At 65.3% G+C, this 18,428-nt stretch carries 18 protein-coding genes; 16 read left to right on the top strand and 2 right to left on the bottom strand.

Annotated elements, in window-relative coordinates:
* Window positions 1-120 precede the first annotated feature (120 nt).
* The 16 genes from KBW95_RS14705 to KBW95_RS14630 all read left to right on the top strand — a co-directional run bounded on the left by KBW95_RS14705 (window position 121) and on the right by KBW95_RS14630 (window position 17,107).
* Window positions 121-3,192 (top strand): FimV/HubP family polar landmark protein, encoded by a 3,072-nt coding sequence (locus tag KBW95_RS14705; RefSeq protein ID WP_211528616.1) that lies wholly within the window; start codon window positions 121-123, stop codon window positions 3,190-3,192.
* The gene (truA, locus tag KBW95_RS14700; protein WP_211528615.1) at window positions 3,189-3,989 is read left to right on the top strand and encodes a tRNA pseudouridine(38-40) synthase TruA; all 801 of its coding nucleotides are present in this window, start codon (window positions 3,189-3,191) and stop codon (window positions 3,987-3,989) included. Before KBW95_RS14705 ends, truA begins: the two co-directional genes overlap by 4 nt.
* Window positions 3,990-3,997: 8 nt before the next feature.
* Entirely contained in the window at window positions 3,998-4,690 is a 693-nt protein-coding gene (locus KBW95_RS14695; protein WP_211523368.1) for a phosphoribosylanthranilate isomerase, read from the top strand.
* The gene (trpB, locus tag KBW95_RS14690) at window positions 4,674-5,918 is read left to right on the top strand and encodes a tryptophan synthase subunit beta (protein WP_211528614.1); all 1,245 of its coding nucleotides are present in this window, start codon (window positions 4,674-4,676) and stop codon (window positions 5,916-5,918) included. The genes KBW95_RS14695 and trpB overlap by 17 nt, the downstream gene beginning before the upstream one ends.
* 65 nt (window positions 5,919-5,983) lie before the next feature.
* Window positions 5,984-6,784 carry a tryptophan synthase subunit alpha gene (gene trpA, locus KBW95_RS14685; protein WP_211528613.1) on the top strand — a complete coding sequence of 267 codons (801 nt, stop codon included), beginning with the start codon at window positions 5,984-5,986 and terminating at the stop codon, window positions 6,782-6,784.
* 296 nt (window positions 6,785-7,080) lie between these two features.
* Window positions 7,081-7,350: a hypothetical protein gene (locus tag KBW95_RS14680; protein ID WP_211523371.1), complete on the top strand. Its 270-nt coding sequence runs from the start codon at window positions 7,081-7,083 to the stop codon at window positions 7,348-7,350.
* Between the two features lie 287 nt (window positions 7,351-7,637).
* Window positions 7,638-8,510: an acetyl-CoA carboxylase, carboxyltransferase subunit beta gene (gene accD / locus KBW95_RS14675; protein ID WP_211523372.1), complete on the top strand. Its 873-nt coding sequence runs from the start codon at window positions 7,638-7,640 to the stop codon at window positions 8,508-8,510.
* 69 nt (window positions 8,511-8,579) lie between these two features.
* On the top strand, window positions 8,580-9,878 hold the full coding sequence (folC, locus tag KBW95_RS14670; protein WP_211528612.1) for a bifunctional tetrahydrofolate synthase/dihydrofolate synthase: 1,299 nt from the start codon (window positions 8,580-8,582) through the stop codon (window positions 9,876-9,878).
* Window positions 9,879-9,892: 14 nt separating this feature from the next.
* On the top strand, window positions 9,893-10,801 hold the full coding sequence (locus tag KBW95_RS14665) for an SPOR domain-containing protein (protein WP_211528611.1): 909 nt from the start codon (window positions 9,893-9,895) through the stop codon (window positions 10,799-10,801).
* A gap of 16 nt (window positions 10,802-10,817) precedes the next feature.
* Entirely contained in the window at window positions 10,818-11,306 is a 489-nt protein-coding gene (locus KBW95_RS14660) for a CvpA family protein (RefSeq protein ID WP_211523375.1), read from the top strand.
* 53 nt (window positions 11,307-11,359) lie between these two features.
* On the top strand, window positions 11,360-12,883 hold the full coding sequence (purF, locus tag KBW95_RS14655; RefSeq protein ID WP_211523376.1) for an amidophosphoribosyltransferase: 1,524 nt from the start codon (window positions 11,360-11,362) through the stop codon (window positions 12,881-12,883).
* A 6-nt stretch (window positions 12,884-12,889) separates the two neighbouring features.
* Window positions 12,890-14,131 carry a cystathionine gamma-synthase family protein gene (locus KBW95_RS14650; RefSeq protein WP_211523377.1) on the top strand — a complete coding sequence of 414 codons (1,242 nt, stop codon included), beginning with the start codon at window positions 12,890-12,892 and terminating at the stop codon, window positions 14,129-14,131.
* A gap of 75 nt (window positions 14,132-14,206) precedes the next feature.
* The gene (locus KBW95_RS14645) at window positions 14,207-14,812 is read left to right on the top strand and encodes a hypothetical protein (protein ID WP_211523378.1); all 606 of its coding nucleotides are present in this window, start codon (window positions 14,207-14,209) and stop codon (window positions 14,810-14,812) included.
* A gap of 195 nt (window positions 14,813-15,007) precedes the next feature.
* Window positions 15,008-15,625 (top strand): hypothetical protein, encoded by a 618-nt coding sequence (locus KBW95_RS14640; RefSeq protein ID WP_211523379.1) that lies wholly within the window; start codon window positions 15,008-15,010, stop codon window positions 15,623-15,625.
* An 81-nt stretch (window positions 15,626-15,706) separates the two neighbouring features.
* Window positions 15,707-16,318 carry a hypothetical protein gene (locus KBW95_RS14635; protein ID WP_211528610.1) on the top strand — a complete coding sequence of 204 codons (612 nt, stop codon included), beginning with the start codon at window positions 15,707-15,709 and terminating at the stop codon, window positions 16,316-16,318.
* An 87-nt stretch (window positions 16,319-16,405) separates the two neighbouring features.
* Entirely contained in the window at window positions 16,406-17,107 is a 702-nt protein-coding gene (locus KBW95_RS14630) for an SEL1-like repeat protein (RefSeq protein WP_211523381.1), read from the top strand.
* A 110-nt stretch (window positions 17,108-17,217) separates the two neighbouring features.
* Here KBW95_RS14630 and lexA read toward each other — a convergent pair whose 3' ends face one another.
* Both lexA and KBW95_RS14620 read right to left on the bottom strand, forming a co-directional pair.
* Window positions 17,218-17,850: a transcriptional repressor LexA gene (lexA, locus tag KBW95_RS14625; protein ID WP_211528609.1), complete on the bottom strand. Its 633-nt coding sequence runs from the start codon at window positions 17,848-17,850 to the stop codon at window positions 17,218-17,220.
* A gap of 169 nt (window positions 17,851-18,019) precedes the next feature.
* Window positions 18,020-18,235 (bottom strand): DUF6289 family protein, encoded by a 216-nt coding sequence (locus KBW95_RS14620; RefSeq protein ID WP_211528608.1) that lies wholly within the window; start codon window positions 18,233-18,235, stop codon window positions 18,020-18,022.
* Window positions 18,236-18,428 lie beyond the last annotated feature (193 nt).

The following is an 18,428-nucleotide window of genomic DNA, read 5'->3' as shown; positions in this document are numbered from 1 at the left end:
AGATCCTTTATTACTGCGTCATCGATGTGCGCGGGAAGCTTGCATGCTCCAGAGCATGATGTTATGTTGAGACTCCCGGAAACCGCCTTTCCTCTGGTCAACTTTCTTTCGCTGCTTACTATGCAATCTACCCACCGTCCTCCGCTCATGGCGTTTGCGCTGAAATCGCTCACCGCAGCCGTGGCCAGTGCAGTGTTCCTGTCTTCCGCCGCCACCGCGGCCGGCCTGGGAAAACTGACGGTGCTGTCGGCGCTTGGCCAGCCGCTGCGCGCCGAAATCGAACTGACGACCAGTGCGGGCGAAGATCCGTCCAGCATGGCGGTCAAGCTGGCTTCGCCGGACGCCTTCCGCGCCGCGAACATCGAATTCAACCCGGCCCTGCTGTCGCTGCGTTTCAGCGTGGAGCAGCGCGGCGGCCGTCCGGTCATCCGTTTGTCCTCGACCCAGCCGCTGAACGAGCCTTTCGTCGACATGCTGCTCGAGCTGTCCTGGAATAACGGCCGCCTGGTGCGCGAATACACCTTCCTGCTCGACCCGGCCGAATTGCGCGCCACCCAGCCGGCCCAGGTGGCCGCGGCGCCGGAAGCCCCGCGCAGCCAGGCTGCGCAGCCGCCGGCAGCTGCGGCGGCTGCTCCGGTTGCCCGCGCCCAGGAACCGGCGCGTCGCCCGCAGCCCGCGCCTGTGGAACGCCAGGCCGCCGCGCCGGCGGAGGACGCCGCCGCCCCGAGCAGCTACCGCGTGCGTCCGGGCGACACACTGGGCCGCATCGCGACCAGGATCAAGCCGGCCGACATCTCGCTCGACATGATGCTGGTGGCGCTGTACCGCGCCAATCCGGACGCCTTCATCGGCAACAACATGAACCGCCTGAAGTCGGGCCAGATCCTGTCGGTGCCGGACGCCGAGGCCATCCGCGGCACCGGCGAAGGCGAGGCGCGCGGCGTGGTCGTGGCCCATGCGGCCGACTTCAACGCCTATCGCAACAAGCTCGCCGGCCAGGTGGAAACCGCGGCGCCGAGCCGCGCCCCGCAGGCCGGCCAGAGCGCCGCCGGCAAGGTCACGGCCAAGGTCGAGGAACGCCCGACCGCCGCCAACGAATCGCAAGACCAGCTGCGCCTGTCGAAGGCCGTGCCGGGCGCCAAGAGCGGCCCGCAGGGCGCGACCGCCAGCGTCGAAGACACCATCGCGAAACAGAAGGAACTGGCCCAGGCCGAGGCCCGCGTCAAGGAGCTCGAGAAGAACGTGGGCGAGCTCGAAGACCTGATGACGGTGAAGAGCCGTCCGGGCAGCGAAGCCCAGAGCGCGGCTGCCGGCGCCGCCACCGGCGCTGCGGCTGCCGGCAAGACGGCGGAAGCGGCCAGGAAGCCTGCGGCCAAGCCGAAGAAGAAGCCGGTCAAGGAAGAGCCGAGCCTGGCCGACACGCTGATGGACAACATCACCTACATCGCCGCCGGCGCCGCCGTGCTGCTGCTGGCGGGCCTCGGCCTGTCGCAGCGCCGCAAGCGCAAGCCCGCGCCCGAGAAGACCGTGATCACCGAGCCGAAGGTGGTGGGCGTGCCGACCCAGGCCGCGCACTCGCTGTTCGCCGAGACCGGCGGCCAGAGCGTCGACACCAACAACAGCGTGTTCAACTCCAGCTTTGCCCCGTCGGCCAGCCAGCTCGACACCAACGAGGTCGACCCGGTGGCGGAAGCGGACGTCTACATCGCCTACGGCCGCGATGCCCAGGCCGAGGAGATCCTGAAGGAAGCCCTGCGCGTGCATCCGGAACGCCATCCGGTGCGCCTGAAGCTGCTCGAGATCTACGCCGCCCGCAAGGACCTGCGCGCCTTCGAAACCCAGGCCAGCGAGCTGTATAGCCTGACCCGCGGCCAGGGCGACGAGTGGGCGCAAGCCGCCGCGCTGGGCCTGAGCATCGATCCGCTCAACCCGCTGTATGCGGGCGCCCCGGCTGTGGCGCCGGCGTCGGCGCCGTCGCCGCAGGAACGCACCCAGCAGTCGCTGCTGTCGCAGCAGCTCGAAGACGCCTTCCGTGGCGGCGCTCCGGCGGCAGCCGCGCTGGGCGCGGGCGCAGTGGCCGGCGCCGCCCTGGCACAGGACGACGCCGACCGCACCGCGGTGCCGGCCGATGCCGAGCCGCGCACCGACGACAATGCCCTCGACTTCGACCTCGGCGGCCTGAGCTTCGAGCCGGTGAGCAGCGGCGATGCGGTCGCCGCCCCTGTCGCGGAGCAGAAGACGGACCTGGACGCCACTGCGGTGCCGGAATTCGAGTTCACCCTGGATCCGATCGAGCCGGCCGCCGGCGCCCAGCCTGCCGCAACTGCGGCCGCAAGCACCACCGCTGCGGCCGACGAGCCCTTCGACCTGTCCTTCGACATGAACTTCGACCAGCCGGCGACGGCGCAGCCCGCACCAGCGGAAGCGCTGGCCGACGACGAGGACTTCACGCTCGACCTGAGCCCGCATGCCGCCCAGCCGCTGGCCGTGGACCACATGGTCGACATGCAGGGCCTGGCCAAGGAATTCGACGGCCTGCCGCCGCTGCCGGCCATGCCGCAGGAGACCGTGGCTGCTGCGAAGACGGACGAGATGAACGATCCGCTGTTCGACCTGGACAGCATGGACTTCGGTGCACCGAGCGCACCGGCCCTCGGGGAAGTGCCGGCCGTGCGTCCGGCGGCCGCCGAAGCGCCGGCTGCATCGGAAGATCCGCTGTTCGATCTGGACGCGATGGATTTCGGCCTCCCGGAAACGCCAGCTGGATCGGTGGCGTCGCCGGCGCCGGCTGCAGCCGAGTTCACGCTGGACGACGATCCCTTCGCGCTGCCTGAGGTGCCGGCCGCCGCGCCTGCGCAAGCCGCGACTCCGTCGCCGGGCGTGCCGCTGGAGCCGGCCTTCGACCTGGCCGACTTCGACCTGGATCTGCCCCAGCCGGCCAGCGCCGCGCCGGTCGCAGAGCAGCAGTTCGCAGTGGAAGATCGTGCCGCCGTGGCCGACGTCACCGAGGTGAACACCGCGGCCGAGATGTCGCCGGAGCACATGGAGATGGAAACCAAGCTGGACCTCGCCATCGCCTACCAGGAGATCGGCGACAAGGAAGGCGCACGTGAATTGCTGGACGAAGTCATCAAGGGTGGCAGCAGCGAACAGGTGAGCAAGGCCAGCGCGATGCGCGAGCTGCTCGCGTGAGGCGGATCGCACTCGGAGTCCAGTACGTCGGCACGGGCTGGAACGGCTACCAGAAGCAGCCCGCGCGCAACACGGTCCAGGACCAGCTCGAGATCGCCCTCGAGAAGTTCGCGACCGTCCCGCTGCACACCACCTGCGCCGGCCGCACCGACGCAGGCGTGCATGCGATCGAGCAGGTGGTCCATTTCGACACGGAGCTCGACCGCCCGTCCCAGTCCTGGGTGCGCGGCGTGAACGCCTTCCTGCCCGACACCATCGTGGTGCGCTGGGCGCACGAGGTGCCGGCGGATGTGGAAGGCAACGAATTCCACGCGCGCTTCTCGGCGCGCTCGCGCACCTACCACTATGTGCTGTACAACCACGCCAACCCGTCCGCGCTGCTGGCCGACAGGGCGGGTTGGGTGTTCCGTCCGCTGGACGTGGAGCGCATGCGCGAAGCGGGCCAGTACCTGATCGGCACCCATGATTTCTCGGCCTTCCGCGCCTCCGGCTGCCAGGCCAATACGCCGGTCAAGGACATGCACGAAGTCAGCATCAGGCGCCATGGCGACATCATCGTGTTCACCGTGCGCGCCAGCGCCTTCCTGCACCACATGGTGCGCAACATCGTCGGCTCGCTCATCTATGTGGGCACGGGGCGCAACAAGCCTTCCTGGATGAAGGAGGTGCTGGAGAGCCGCTCGCGCGACGTCGCCGCGCCCACCTTCATGCCGGACGGCCTGTATTTCGCCAGGATCGAGTACGATCCCAAGTGGGGGCTTCCCCAGGAAGATGCTCCGCCCCTCCCTTGGTTGTAAGGATGATAATGCAGCGTACCCGTATCAAGATCTGCGGCATCACCCGCGAGCAGGACTTGCGCGCGGCGGTCGATGCCGGCGCCGACGCCCTCGGCTTCGTGTTCTATGCCAAGAGCCCGCGCTACGTCTCGCCCGGGCGCGCGGGTGAGCTGTGCGCGGGGCTGCCGCCGTTCGTCAGCGCGGTGGCGCTGTTCGTCAACCCGGACGTGGAGGAAGTCCGCGCCGTGGCCGAGGCGATGCCGCTGGCCCTGATCCAGTTCCATGGCGACGAAACGGCAGAGCAGTGCGCGGAGATCGCGGCGGCGGTGCGGCGCCCGTATGTGCGGGCTTTTCGCGTCAAACCGGACACGGAGCCTGCGGCTTTGCTAGAATGGGAAGCTGCAAACCGCGCTGCCAGTCCCTGGTTCTCGGGCGTCCTGCTCGACACCTACGTGGATGCCTACGGCGGCGCAGGAAAGGTTTTTGATTGGTCTCTTATTCCAAAAGAGCTCGCGCCTCGGGTCGTTTTGAGTGGTGGCTTGAGCGTACACAACGCGACTGACGCGGTGGTACGCGTTCGTCCCTTCGCCGTCGACGTCAGCAGTGGCGTCGAGGAAGGCAAGGGAATCAAGGACGCCCGCAAGATCGCCGGCTTCATTGCCGCGGTGCGGGCTGCCGATGCCACCCCTTCAAGTGAGTCCGACCATGAAAGAAGTTCCTAGCAGCGCCGCCGCCGCATTGTTCAAGACCCCCGATTACCCCCTGCCGGATGCCGCCGGCCACTTCGGTCCCTACGGCGGCAGCTTCGTCGCCGAGACCCTGTCGCACGCGCTGGCCGAGCTGAACGAGGCCTATGCCCGTTACTCCGCCGATCCCGAGTTCCTCGAAGAATTCCGCTACGAGCTGGCCCACTTCGTCGGCCGGCCCTCGCCCGTCTACCACGCCCGCCGCTGGTCCGAGCTCGCCGGCGGCGCGCAGGTCTACTTCAAGCGCGAAGACCTGAACCACACCGGCGCCCACAAGATCAACAACGTGATCGGCCAGGCCCTGCTGGCGCGCCGCATGGGCAAGCAGCGCATCATCGCCGAAACCGGCGCCGGCCAGCACGGCGTCGCCACCGCCACCATCTGCGCGCGCTTCGGCCTGGAGTGCGTGGTCTACATGGGCGCGGAAGACGTCAAGCGCCAGGCGCAGAACGTCTACCGCATGAAGCTGCTGGGCGCGACCGTGGTGCCGGTGGAATCGGGTTCCAAGACCCTCAAGGATGCGCTCAACGAAGCGATGCGCGACTGGGTCACCAACATCGAAAACACCTTCTACATCATCGGCACCGTGGCCGGCCCGCACCCGTATCCGATGATGGTGCGCGACTTCCAGTCGGTGATCGGCGAGGAATGCCGCGTGCAGATGCCGGAACTGGCGGGACGCCAGCCGGACTACGTGGTCGCCTGCATCGGCGGCGGTTCGAACGCAATGGGCATTTTCTATCCCTACATCGGCGAGCCGGGCGTGCAGCTGGTCGGCGTCGAGGCGGCGGGGGAGGGCCTGGATTCGGGCAAGCACGCGGCCTCGCTGACGGCGGGCCTGCCGGGCGTTTTGCACGGCAACCGCACCTACCTGCTGCAGGATGAGAACGGCCAGATCATCGAGACCCACTCGGTGTCGGCGGGCCTGGACTATCCGGGCGTGGGGCCGGAACACGCGTGGCTGAAGGATTCGGCGCGTGCGCAGTATGTGTCGATCACGGACGAGGAAGCGCTGGCCGCCTTCCACGACTGCTGCCGTATCGAAGGCATCATTCCGGCGCTGGAGTCCTCGCACGCGATCGCCTACGGCGTCAAGCTGGCGGCGACCCTGCCGAAGGACAAGATCATCCTGGTCAACCTGTCGGGCCGCGGCGACAAGGACATGCATACGGTGGCGGCGCGAATGGGACTGGACTTCAGCTAAGTTTCAGCTAATCGGCTGGTTGCTCCTCCATTTCCGTTCACGTTATCGACCATAGAAAGAACAGCATGTCCCGTATCGAACAGACTTTCAACGCGCTCAAGGCGCAGAACAAGACCGGCCTCGTCACCTTCATCACCGCGGGCGACCCGGGTCCCGAACTGACCGTGCCGCTGATGCATGCCCTGGTGGAGGGCGGCGCCGACGTCCTGGAACTGGGCGTCCCGTTTTCCGACCCGATGGCCGAGGGCCCGGTGATCCAGCGCGCCTGCGAGCGTGCGCTCAAGTTCAACATCGGCCTGAAGGACGTCTTCGGCTTCGTGCGCGAGTTCCGCAAGAACGACCAGACGACGCCGGTGGTCCTGATGGGCTACGCCAACCCGATCGAGCGCATCGGCCCCGACAACTTCATCCGCTGCGCCAAGGAAGCCGGCGCGGACGGCGCCATCGTGGTGGATTATCCGCCGGAAGAGTGCGCGGAATTCGCCGACGCCATGCGCGAGAACGGCCTGGACCTCATCTTCCTGCTGGCCCCGACCTCGACGGTGGAACGCGTGAAGCAGGTGGCCCGCTACGGCAGCGGCTTCAGCTACTACGTCTCGCTGAAGGGCGTGACGGGCGCCGGCAGCATCGACACTGCCGACGTTGCGCGCCGCGTCGGCGCGATCCGCGAACATGTGAAGCTCCCGATCGGCGTCGGTTTCGGCATCCGCGACGCCGCGACGGCGAAGGCGGTGGCGGAAGTGGCGGATGCGGTGGTGATCGGCAGCCGCATCATCCAGGAGCTGGAAAACACGCCGAAGGAAAATGCTGTCGAAGCCGTCCGCGCATTCACCTCCGGCATCCGCGTCGCCCTCGACGGCAAGTAACGTCCCACGGGCAATAGCTTTCTAATTAGGGTCAGAGTCGAATTGTTGGGAAATTCCCCAAAGTTGTCATTCAATTCGACTCTGACCCTAATTTATTGCTGAAGAAACAACTTCTTGGCACAGGGTCATAGTCGAATTATTGGGTAATTGCCCTATGGTGAGGATTCACTCTGGCTGGAGGCTTCAAACCGGCCAAAGCTTTTGCTTTGGCGCATTGAAATTCTTGTCGCACGCTCATATCGAGCGAGGTTTCCCACGATAAATTGTGCTTCCTTATGAACCAGATAGGAGTGGTTATGAAGAAGCGCATCAGCCATGTGGCCGTGTCTCAATGTGGAAAGATGATGGCGGCAATCTATTTCGTCATATCGCTGCCTTTTGTCGCGATCCTGCTTATCCCTACCTTAATGGGCATCCAAGTGATGCCCCTAGCTGCGCTCGTCTTGTTCCCATTCATGTACGCACTGATCACCTACCTGATGGGAGCGCTGACCGCATGGATTTACAACTTGGTAGCGGCACGCATGGGCGGCTTCGAATTCACGACCGCTGAAGTCGCTAGCTGAAATTAGATTGGGGTCAGAGTCGAATTGCCGGGCAATTCCCGAAAGTTGTCAAACAATTCGACTCGGACCCCAATTTATTAAAAAAGAAACAACTTTTAAGCAATGAGGGTCAGAGTCGAATTGCTGGGAAATTCCTCAAAGTTGTCAAACAATTCGACTCTGACCCTCTTGGTAGGGGGTGGAGCGGGATTGTTGGAATGATAATTGTCGGCTTGCTACGATTCGACAAGCGGGGCCTGAGCGGCTACACTACCGCCACCTGAAAGATTTGCCGCAAAGGAGATAAGATGAGTTGGTTGGAAAAACTGCTGCCCCCTCGGATCCAGCGCTCCGATGCCGCCAAGAGCAAGACCATGCCCGAAGGGCTGTGGGTCAAGTGCCCATCGTGCGAGTCGGTCCTCTATCGCGCGGACCTCGAGTCCAACCTGCACGTCTGCCCGAAGTGCGACCACCACATGCGCATCCGCGCCCGCGAGCGCCTCGATGCACTGCTCGACGAAGGCGGCCGCTATGAGATCGGCCAGGAAGCCCTGCCGGTCGATACCCTCAAATTCAAAGACAGCAAGAAGTACCCGGACCGCCTCAAGCAAGCCATGGACGCCACCGGCGAAACCGATGCGCTGATCGTGCAGGGCGGCTCGATCATGAGCCTGCCGGTCGTCGTGGCCTGCTTCGAATTCGAATTCATGGGCGGCTCCATGGGCTCCGTCGTCGGCGAACGCTTCGCCCGCGGCGCCCAGGTGGCGCTGGAGCAGAAGGTCCCCTTCATCTGCATCACCGCCACCGGCGGCGCCCGCATGCAGGAAGGCCTGCTGTCGCTGATGCAGATGGCCAAGACCACCGCCATGCTGACCAAGCTGTCGGAAAAGAAGCTGCCTTTCATTAGCGTGCTGACCGACCCGACCATGGGCGGCGTCTCCGCTTCCTTCGCCTTCATGGGCGACGTCGTGATCGCCGAACCGAAAGCCCTGATCGGCTTCGCCGGCCCGCGCGTGATCGAGAACACCGTGCGCGAGAAACTGCCGGAAGGCTTCCAGCGCGCCGAGTTCCTGGTCCAGAAGGGTGCCGTCGACATGATCGTCGACCGCCGCAAGATGCGCGAAGAAATCGCACGCCTGCTGGCACTGCTGCAGAACCAGGCCGCCGAAGTCCTGGCCTGATCCAATCCCCGGTGCGGCGCGCCAGGAGCGTGCCGCACTGTGCGCATCGCGTACCTTCCAGACGTACACATGTCCACTCTCCCGACCACTTTGCCCGACTGGCTGGCGCTGCTCGAGTCGCGCCATGCCGAAACCCACATCGACATGGGCCTCGACCGTGTCCGCACCGTCAAGGAGCGCATGCAGCTGGCCTTTTCCTGCCCCGTGATCATGGTGGCCGGCACCAACGGCAAGGGCTCGACCTGCGCAATGCTGGAAGCCATGCTGCTGCAGTCGGGCTACCGCGTCGGCCTGTACATCAAGCCGCACTTTCTCGACTTTAACGAGCGCGCCCGCATCAACGGCGAGATGGCGTCGAACGAAGCCCTGGTCGAGGCCTTCAACGCGGTCGAAGCCGTGCGCGGCGAGGTCTCGCTGACCTATTTCGAATTCACGACCCTGGCCATCATGCACCTGCTCTCAAAAGCGGGCGTGGACGTGGCCATCCTCGAAGTCGGCCTGGGCGGACGCCTGGACGCCGTCAACGTGGTCGACGCCGACGTGGCCATCGTCACCAGCATCGACATCGACCACACCGCCTACCTGGGCGACACCCGCGAGGAAATCGGTTTCGAAAAAGCCGGCATCTTCCGCCCCGGCAAAGTGGCGATCTGCAGCGACCCGGTCCCCCCGAGCACCCTGATCCAGCATGCCGAGGACATTGGCGCGGACCTCTGGCTGCTGGGCCGCGATTTCAACTACCAGGGCGACCAGCAGCAGTGGAGCTACGGCGGCCGCAGCCAGCGCCGCAATTCGCTGGCCTATCCGGCCCTGCGCGGCGCCAACCAGCTGCTCAACGCCTCGGCTGCATTGGCCGCGCTCGAAGTCCTGCGCATGCAGCTGCCCTGCGGCGCCCAGGAAGTGCGCGCCGGCCTGGCGATGGTCGAACTGCCGGGACGCTTCCAGGTGCTGCCGGGCCGCCCCACCCAGGTGCTGGATGTGGCCCACAACCCGCATGCCGCGGCGACCCTGGCCCAGAACCTCGGCAACATGGGCTTCCACCGCTACACCTATGCCGTGTTCGGCATCATGGAAGACAAGGACATCGACGCCGTGATCGCGCCGATGGCCGGCCTGGTCGATCACTGGTGCGTGGCCGACCTCGATTCGCCGCGCTCGGCCAAGGCCGCGGAACTGGCGCAAAAGCTGGCCGCCTTGAAGCCCGCGGGCGCGAAAGAGGGCGATTTTTCGGTTACCGCCTTCGCCAATCCAGGCGATGCCTATGCGAATGCCCTCGGCCGCGCAGAGGAGAATGATAGAATTGTGGTCTTTGGCTCGTTCTACACCGTTGCAGGCGTGATGGCGGCCCGCAAAAACTCTCTTCACTGATCGACTGAAAACGCATGGGCTTGTTCTCGTTCGGCAATAAAAACAAGCAAGAAACTGTCCGGGACAGCGGGCATTTCGTCAAGGATGACGATGCCGCATTCAGCGAGCGCGCCCGCTCCAAGCGCGCGACGCACGCAGGGGAGGGCGCACGGCGCGGCCGTGGCGCCGACCCGGTGCTTCCCGAAAAGAAACGCGCGCGCCGCCGCCTGGTCGGCGCCATCGCCCTGGCCCTGGCGGCCGCCGTCGGCCTGCCGATGCTGCTCGATTCCGAGCCCAAGCCGCTGGCCGACGACATCGCCATCCACATCCCCTCCAAGGAAAAGGCCGCGCCGCTGCCGGTGCCGTCGCAGCCTGCGGCAGAACCCGCCGATGAACCCGTCTCGGCGGAGGACAGCGTAGACAGCGGCGAAGAAATCGTCGACGCCCCGCCCGCAGCATCCAAGGCCGCGCCGCCGGCCGCCGAACCGCCGCCGGTCCGCACTGTCGAGACCTCCAAGCCGGAGGCTGCCAAGCCCGAGCCCAAGCATGAGGCCGCCAAGCCCGAGCCGGCGCGCAAACCCGAGCCGCAAAAGCACGAGCCCGAGAAGAAACCCGCCAAGCCCGCCGAGCCCAAGGCCGCGGAAAAGGCGGAGAAGCCGCGCGCCGACGACAGCGCCCGCGCCATCGCCATCCTGGAAGGCAAGCCCGCCGAGAAGGCCGAGGGCCCGGCGCCGCGCTACGTGGTCCAGGCCGCGGCGCTGGCAAGCCAGGAAAAGGCCGCCGAACTGCAGAGCCGCCTGCGCGCGGCCGGGGTCTCGTCCTTCACCCAGAAATCTGGCGACCTGGTCCGTGTGCGCGTGGGTCCGTTCAGCAAGGAAGAGGCGGAAAAAGTACGCGCCAAGCTGAGCGGCATGGGCTTGTCCCCCACGATGCTGCCTTTGTAAGACGGGTTGAGCAGGCGTGACGATTTTCGATTATCTTGTCCTGTTCGTCCTGGTCTCGTCCGTCGTCATCAGCACCCTGCGCGGGCTGGTGAAGGAAATCCTGTCGCTGCTGGGCTGGATCGTGGCCTTCGTGGTGGCCAACGCCTACGGCGCCAAGCTGGCGCCCATGCTGCCCGACTTGTTGCCGGGCGAAACGGCGCGCCTGATCCTGGCCTTCATCGTGCTGTTCCTGGGCGTAAGAATTTTGATGGGCCTGCTGTCCCTGGCGATCGGCGCCCTGGTGGAAGCCAGCGGCCTGGGCCTCGCCGACCGCGGCCTCGGAGGATTGTTCGGTCTGGCGCGCGGCATTGTAATCGTGCTTGCCGCCGTCATATTGTGTGGGATGACATCCATTCCACAACAGGCTTTCTGGCGGGATGCGCTGCTGTCGCCCATGGCGGAAACCGGCGTGCGCACCGTCAAGCCTTTCCTGCCCGCTGCGCTGGCGCAGCACGTCAGATACTGAACCAAGTTTTGAACCTTTTAGCAATCAAGCAGTCCAGTTTTTAGGAGCGCACCATGTGTGGCATCGTCGGCGTCGTCTCGCACTCTCCCGTCAACCAGCTTCTGTATGACGCATTGCTGCTGCTGCAGCACCGCGGCCAGGATGCGGCGGGGATCGCGACCAATCACAGCAGCATGTTCTCGATGTTCAAGGCCAACGGCCTGGTACGCGACGTGTTCCGTACCCGGAACATGCGTTCGCTGCAAGGCAACACCGGTATCGGCCACTGCCGTTATCCGACCGCGGGCTCGTCGAGCGAGGAAGAAGCGCAGCCGTTCTACGTGAACGCGCCCTTCGGCATCACCCTCGCGCACAACGGCAACCTGACCAACCAGGCCCAGCTCAAGGACGAGCTGTTCCGCAACGACCGCCGCCACATCAACACCGACTCCGACTCGGAAGTCCTGCTCAACGTGCTGGCCCACGAAGTCCAGGAAGCGGCCGACGGCTACACCCTGAACCCGGACGCCGTGTTCAAGGCCGTTGCCGCCGTGCATCGCCGCGTGAAGGGCGCCTACGCCGTCGTGGCGCAGATCGCCGGCCACGGCATGCTGGCCTTCCGCGACCCCTTCGGCATCCGTCCGCTGTGCCTGGGCGTGAACGAGACCGAGCAGGGCAATGAATACCTGGTGGCCAGCGAATCCGTGGCCCTGGAAGGCCTGGGCTTCCGCTTCGTGCGCGACATCGCGCCGGGCGAAGCGGTCTTCATCGACAACGACGGCAACCTGCACGAGCGCCAGTGCGCCGAGAACACCTCGCTGAACCCTTGCGCCTTCGAATTCGTCTACCTGGCCCGTCCGGACTCCGTCATCGACGGCGCCTCGGTCTACGCCACCCGCCTGCGCATGGGTGAATACCTGGCCGACAAGGTCCGCCAGGAAATCCCGGTCGACGAGATCGACGTCGTGATGCCGATCCCGGATTCCTCGCGCCCGGCCGCGATCCAGCTGGCCCTCAAGCTCGGCGTGGAATACCGCGAAGGCTTCATCAAGAACCGCTATATCGGCCGCACTTTCATCATGCCGGGCCAGGGCATGCGCAAGAAGTCGGTGCGCCAGAAGCTCAACGCGATCAGCGCCGAGTTCAAGGACAAGAACGTGCTGCTGGTCGACGACTCGATCGTGCGCGGCACCACCAGCCGCGAAATCGTGCAGATGGCGCGCGAAGCGGGCGCCCGCAAGGTCTTCTTCGCCTCGGCCGCGCCGCCGGTGCTGTACCCGAACGTGTACGGCATCGACATGCCGACCCGCGACGAGCTGATCGCCCACGGCCGCACCGTCGAGGAAGTCTGCAAGGAGATCACCGCCGACCGCGTGGTCTACCAGGACGTGGATGCGCTCAAGCGCGCCATCTCGGACGTGAATCCGGCGCTGAAGAACTTCGAGGCCTCCTGCTTCGACGGCGTCTACGTGACCGGCGACGTGACCCCGGAATATCTCGACAACCTGGAATCGGCGCGCCACAAGCCGAGCAAGAACACCATCGAGGACCCGGTGCGCACCCAGCTCAACCTGAACCCGCCCGTCGCCGCCGAGTAAAGCCGTATGAGCGAGACCAAACAGTACGGCTTCACCACCACGATCCTGCACAACGATCGCCGCAAGGCGATCGAGCAGGGCTCGCTGCACAAGCCGGTGCACACCTCGGTGGCCTTCGGCTATGGCGACGCGCGCCAGCTGGCCAGCGTCTTCCAGGGCAAGGAGCCGGGCTTCCGCTATGGCCGCCAGGGCAACCCGACCGTGGGCGCCCTCGAGGACAAGATCACCAAGATGGAAGACGGCGTCGCCTCGCTGTGCTTCGCCACCGGCATGGGCGCCATCGGCGCGCTGTTCCAGGCGCTGCTCAAGGCGGGCGACCACATCGTCTCCTCGTCCTTCCTGTTCGGGAACACCAACAGCCTGTGGCAGACCGTGGCGGGGCAGGGCGTCGACGTGGCCTTCGTGGACGCAACCGACGCGGCCAAGGTGGAAGCGGCGCTCAAGCCGGACACCCGCCTGGTGTTCGTCGAGACCATCGCCAACCCGCGCACCCAGGTGGCGGACCTGGCGCGCATCGGCCAGCTGTGCCGCGAGCGCGGCATCCTCTACGTGGTCGACAACACCATGACCACGCCCTACCTGTTCCGTCCGAAGGCGGTCGGCGCGGGCCTGGTGGTGAATTCGCTGACCAAGTCGATCGGCGGCCACGGCATTGCACTCGGCGGCGCCCTGACCGACACCGGCCTGTTCGACTGGAGCGCCTACCCGAACATCGCCCAGAACTTCCGCAAGCAGCCGTCCCAGAACCAGGGCATGGCCCAGCTGCGCGCCAAGGCGCTGCGCGACTTCGGCGCCGCCCTCGGTCCGGAAGCGGCCCACCACATCGCCGTGGGTGCGGAAACCCTGGCCTTGCGCATGGAGCGCACCAGCGCCAACGCGCTGGCGCTGGCGACGATGCTCGAAGCCGACGAGCGCGTGTCGGCGGTCCACTACCCGGGCCTGGCCTCGCATCCGCAGAACGGCATCGTCAAGGAACTGTTCCGCTCGGGCGGCTCGCTGCTGTCCTTCGAACTGAAGGAGGGCATCGATTGCTTCGACTACCTGAACCGCCTGAAGCTGGCGATTCCTGCGAGTAATTTGGGCGATACCCGCACCTTGGTGATTCCGGTCGCGCACACCATCTTCTTCGAGATGGGCGCCGAGCGCCGCGCCAGCATGGGCATTGCCGAGTCCCTGATCCGGGTATCGGTCGGCATCGAGGACACCGACGACCTGCTGGCGGACTTCGCGGGTGCGCTCTCACTTTAGCCAGAGAGAAAGCCGAATTAGTTGCCCGTGTTGCCAACTAGGCTAGAATTGTTACACCACAACACGGGAGGGATCATGAAACGATTCGTAGGCGTCATGGTGTTAGGTGTCTCCGGACTGGCCATGGCAGGCGGCATGCAGTCCGCCGGCAATGCGCAGGACGCGGCGAAGCAGCGCGAGGCCCGCGCCGCCGACATCGCGTTCTGGACCAGTGGCTACAAGGGCGAAGACCTGGTCTCGGGCCGTTTCAGCTGCCCGGCGCCCAGCATCCCGGACATGTCGAAGACCAAGTCCCAGATCAAGTCGGTGTCCGACTCCTACCAGGCCTGGCAGCAGTGCTATAACGGTTTCGTCGCCAACCTGAACGAGACCTTGTCGCGCGGCAGCCGCATCCCCGCGGATGTCGCGGCCCTGCTGACCCCGCAGGAGGCGCAGCAGGCTGTCGCCCACGTCGACCGCGTGCACGAGGGCCTGATCGCCCAGGCCCAGCAGAATGCCTCGCAAGTCATGGCCAGGTACGACGCCTGGCAGGGCGCCACCGAACGTTACGTCAAATCCGACAGCACTGCGCGCAAGCTGGAATACGAGATGTCTGCGCGCCAGCAGCAGGAAAGCGAGGCGCAGCGCTATCCCCAGCCCGGATCCGGCATGGGCACCGCGCCTGCGCCGTCCCGGCGTTGAATGATCGGCTCCGTGGCGCGCCGGCGCCACGGCTGTTCGTGACCAAGCTCTTCCAAACGCTGTCGCCAGACAGCAAGCTTCCCACTGCCGGCAATCCGAAAGCGCACCCTGTCAATCTTGACAGGGTGGCGCGGGAATCGGTTGCTTGTATCACCAGCTAGGCTAGAATTGTTACACCACAATATGGGAGGAATCATGAAACGACTCGTTGGTGTCATGGTGTTAGGTGTATCCGGACTCGCCATGGCAGGCGGCATGCAGTCCGCGGGCAACGGCCAGGAAGCGGCGAAGCTGCGCGAGGCCCGCGCCGCCGACATCGCCTTCTGGACCAGCGGTTACAAGGGCGAAGACCTGGTGTCGGGCCGGTTCAGCTGCCCGGCCCCCAGCATCCCGGACATGTCGAAGACCAAGTCCCAGATCAAGTCTGTGTCCGATTCCTACCAGGCCTGGCAGCAGTGCTATAACGGCTTCGTTGCCAACCTGAACGAGACCATGTCGCGCGGCAGCCGCATTCCCGCCGATGTCGCCGCACTGCTGACCCCGCAGGAAGCGCAACAGGCCGCCGCCCACGTCGACCGCGTGCACGAGGGCCTGATCGCGCAAGCCCAGCAGAATGCTTCGCAAGTCATGGCCAAGTACGACGCCTGGCAGGGCGCCACGGAACGTTACGTCAAATCCGATAACACTGCGCGCAGGCTCGAATACGACATGGCGGCGCGCCGCCAGCAGGAAGGCGAAGCGCAGCGCTACCCGCAGCCGGGCGCACAGCCGGTGCCGTCGCCGGCGACCATGCCGGGACCGGGGCGCCGTTGAGGCTTGCATCACGCCTCTGGAGGATGCCAGGGGCGTGACCGTCGGCTTGCCGGCATGTTTGCACCACCACAGGGAGGAATGATGAAACGAATCATGGGCGTCTTGATGTTGGGTGTATCGGGCCTGGCGATGGCCGGCGGCCTGCAGTCCGCGGGCAATGCGCAGGAGGTGGCGAAACAGCGTGAAGCGCGCGCCGCCGACATCGCTTTCTGGACCGGCGGCTACAGGGGAGCAGACCTGGTGTCGGGGCGCTTCGACTGCCCGGCGCCGGCGATTCCCGAGCTGTCGAGGACCAAGGCGCAGATCAAGTCGGTTTCCGAATCCTTCCAGGCGTGGCAGCAATGCTATAACGGCTTTGTCGCCAAGCTCAACGAGACCGTGGCGCAAGGCAGCCGGATCCCGGCCGATGTCGCCGGCCTGCTGACTCCGGCGGAGGCGCAACAGGCCGCCGCGCACATCGAGCGTGTGCACGCGAGCCTGGCTGCGCAAGCCCAGCAGAACTCCGCGGAGGTGTCCGCCCGCTTCGAGGCCTGGCGCGACGCCACCGAGCAATTCGTGATGGCCGACCACCGCGCACGCATGATGGAGCGCGCCATCGCTTCGCGCCGCGCGCAGGAGCGGGAAGGGCAGCAATACCCGCGCACCCAGCCGACCATGGGTTCTTCCGAGGCGCCGCCGCCGACGCGCCCTTGAATGCCGGCCTTAAATGATTGTAAGGGCGGTTGAGGCTGAGGGAGTATTCGCGTTACCATGCAGCATTCCCTCACTCTCGACCGTCCCATGAAGCGTTTTCTCGTCGTAGCAAGTCTGCTGTTCTGCTCCGTGGCCCACGCCGATCCGCTGGCCGACGCCCACGCCCTGTTCGCCAAAAAAGCCTATCCCGAAGCCCTCCAGGCCTATACCAAGCTCGCCAATGCCGGCAATGTCGAAGCGCAGCAGGCGCTCGGCCAGATGTACTGGTATGGCGAAGCGGGGCAGGTGGACGAAGCCAAGGCCAGGGAATTGTTCAAGAAAGCGGCCGCGAAAGGCAACAAGATCGCCGCCGCCTCGCTGGACGTGATGGACCAGCGCGTCAAGCGCCGCACGGAGATCGATTACTGGATCAGGGAGTACGACGGCGCGGAACTCAAATCGGGCGAATTCCGCTGCCCGGCGCCGCGCATTCCGGCGATGTCGAAGCTGAATGACGAAATCGACCGCGTCAGCGGCGCGGTGGCGACCTGGCAGAACTGCTACAACAAGTTCGTCACGAACCTGAACGCATCCTCGCCGCTGTCGAAGAAGATCCCGGCGGATATCGCCAAGCTGATGAACAAGCAGGAGACCGATGCGGCGCACGCTCACCTGGAGCGGGTGCGCGAGAACCTGGCGGAGGAAGCGAAGGTGAGTTCCAAGCTGATCCTCGCGGACTTCGCGGCCTGGCGTGCGGCGACCGAGGCGTATGTGTCGGAGCACAACGCGATGATCAAGCAGAATAAATAAGGTGGGGAGCTGAAGGGGCCGGAGTTAAGTTTCCGGCTGCTCGGGGAAACTTGGTCCCGGCCCCCGCCGGGACCCAAGTTTGCAGGGCAGTGTTATCGCAGCCGACGCGATCAGTGCCAGCTACGCATCAAGCCAACCGCCAGGCCCTCGAGCGCGAACTCGTCGCCCGGCTCCACGCGAATCACCTTGAAATCCGGATTCTCCGGCAGCAGCTCGACGGTCTCGCCCGTCTTGCGGTAGCGCTTGACGGTGACTTCTTCACCGAGGCGGGCCACGACGATCTGGCCGTTCTTGGCGCTGTCGATCTTCTTGACCGCCAGGAAGTCGCCGTCGCAGATGCCCGCATCGCGCATCGACCACCCCTTGACCTTCAGCAGGAAGTCCGGCCGCGCCGAGAACATGGCGGCGTCGACGCTGTAGGTGGCTTCCACGTGTTCCTGGGCCAGGATGGGCGAACCGGCGGCCACGCGGCCGACCAGGGGCAGGGACATCATGAGCGCAGGCGGCGGCATGGGGATCTGTTCGACGCTGGCGCCGACCAGGCGGATTCCGCGCGAAGTGCCCGGCGAAATCTCGATCGCGCCTTTGCGCGCCAGGGCCTGCAGGTGCTCCTCGGCGGCGTTGGCCGACTTGAAGCCCAGTTCCGCCGCGATTTCGGCGCGGGTCGGCGGGAACCCGGTGTTGTCGATCGCTTCCCTGATCAGGTTCAGGATCTGTTCTTGCCTTGCAGTGAGCTTGAGCATGTCGTGCGGCTGGATAGTTGTAGGACCAGACTGTATTTTTATACAGTATTTCGCAAGACGCAAGGGAAAACAGGAATATTTTTAGGGCGGGAGCGGCCGCGTTGGTTTTTTCCACGCGCACCGCTCCCGCGCGCCCGGCTGCCCTGGCCGCCGGGTACGAAGCCTCAGCTTACCACTCGCAGCCTTCTTCGGTGTAGTCGAAGTATGCGGTCTGCTGGCCGGTGGTGATCATGTAGCCGCGGCAAGTGAAGGTCTGCGAACCGACCTGGGTGGTCATGGTGGAGTCCGAATAATAAACCCGGGTCCAGGTGCTCGAGGGCCAGGCGTAGGCCGCTGCGGATACCGTGATCGCCAATACTGCAACGTACAGTTTCTTCAGTTTCATATTGTCTCCAGGTGTGTGCGACATGTCGTTTCTTAGGCTGAACTTGTGTTCAGCCAGGACATGCTAGCACCGCACATGAAACAAAAATGATGTGAGAATTCACATTCTTGCATATTATGCAGCAGCCATCTTTTCGCACGGGCGTGGGAAAAGCGAAGGCATCCGGGACCGACCGGTTGCCTGCGGCTTGTGC

The organism is Massilia sp. ZL223 (genome assembly GCF_018119395.1).
Lineage (GTDB): Bacteria > Pseudomonadota > Gammaproteobacteria > Burkholderiales > Burkholderiaceae_D > Telluria.
The sequence above is the reverse complement of the archived record's forward strand: the minus strand, read 5'-3'. Positions and strand labels throughout refer to the sequence as shown.

Bases quoted from the DNA above. Each gene is read 5' to 3' on its own strand.
- KBW95_RS14705 (WP_211528616.1), top strand. From the start codon at position 121: ATGCAATCTACCCACCGTCCTCCGCTCATGGCGTTTGCGCTGAAATCG.
- KBW95_RS14695 (WP_211523368.1), top strand. From the start codon at position 3,998: ATGCAGCGTACCCGTATCAAGATCTGCGGCATCACCCGCGAGCAGGAC.
- trpB (WP_211528614.1), top strand. From the start codon at position 4,674: ATGAAAGAAGTTCCTAGCAGCGCCGCCGCCGCATTGTTCAAGACCCCC.
- trpA (WP_211528613.1), top strand. From the start codon at position 5,984: ATGTCCCGTATCGAACAGACTTTCAACGCGCTCAAGGCGCAGAACAAG.
- KBW95_RS14680 (WP_211523371.1), top strand. From the start codon at position 7,081: ATGAAGAAGCGCATCAGCCATGTGGCCGTGTCTCAATGTGGAAAGATG.
- accD (WP_211523372.1), top strand. From the start codon at position 7,638: ATGAGTTGGTTGGAAAAACTGCTGCCCCCTCGGATCCAGCGCTCCGAT.
- folC (WP_211528612.1), top strand. From the start codon at position 8,580: ATGTCCACTCTCCCGACCACTTTGCCCGACTGGCTGGCGCTGCTCGAG.
- KBW95_RS14665 (WP_211528611.1), top strand. From the start codon at position 9,893: ATGGGCTTGTTCTCGTTCGGCAATAAAAACAAGCAAGAAACTGTCCGG.
- purF (WP_211523376.1), top strand. From the start codon at position 11,360: ATGTGTGGCATCGTCGGCGTCGTCTCGCACTCTCCCGTCAACCAGCTT.
- KBW95_RS14650 (WP_211523377.1), top strand. From the start codon at position 12,890: ATGAGCGAGACCAAACAGTACGGCTTCACCACCACGATCCTGCACAAC.
- KBW95_RS14645 (WP_211523378.1), top strand. From the start codon at position 14,207: ATGAAACGATTCGTAGGCGTCATGGTGTTAGGTGTCTCCGGACTGGCC.
- KBW95_RS14640 (WP_211523379.1), top strand. From the start codon at position 15,008: ATGAAACGACTCGTTGGTGTCATGGTGTTAGGTGTATCCGGACTCGCC.
- KBW95_RS14635 (WP_211528610.1), top strand. From the start codon at position 15,707: ATGAAACGAATCATGGGCGTCTTGATGTTGGGTGTATCGGGCCTGGCG.
- KBW95_RS14630 (WP_211523381.1), top strand. From the start codon at position 16,406: ATGAAGCGTTTTCTCGTCGTAGCAAGTCTGCTGTTCTGCTCCGTGGCC.
- lexA (WP_211528609.1), bottom strand. From the start codon at position 17,850: ATGCTCAAGCTCACTGCAAGGCAAGAACAGATCCTGAACCTGATCAGG.
- KBW95_RS14620 (WP_211528608.1), bottom strand. From the start codon at position 18,235: ATGAAACTGAAGAAACTGTACGTTGCAGTATTGGCGATCACGGTATCC.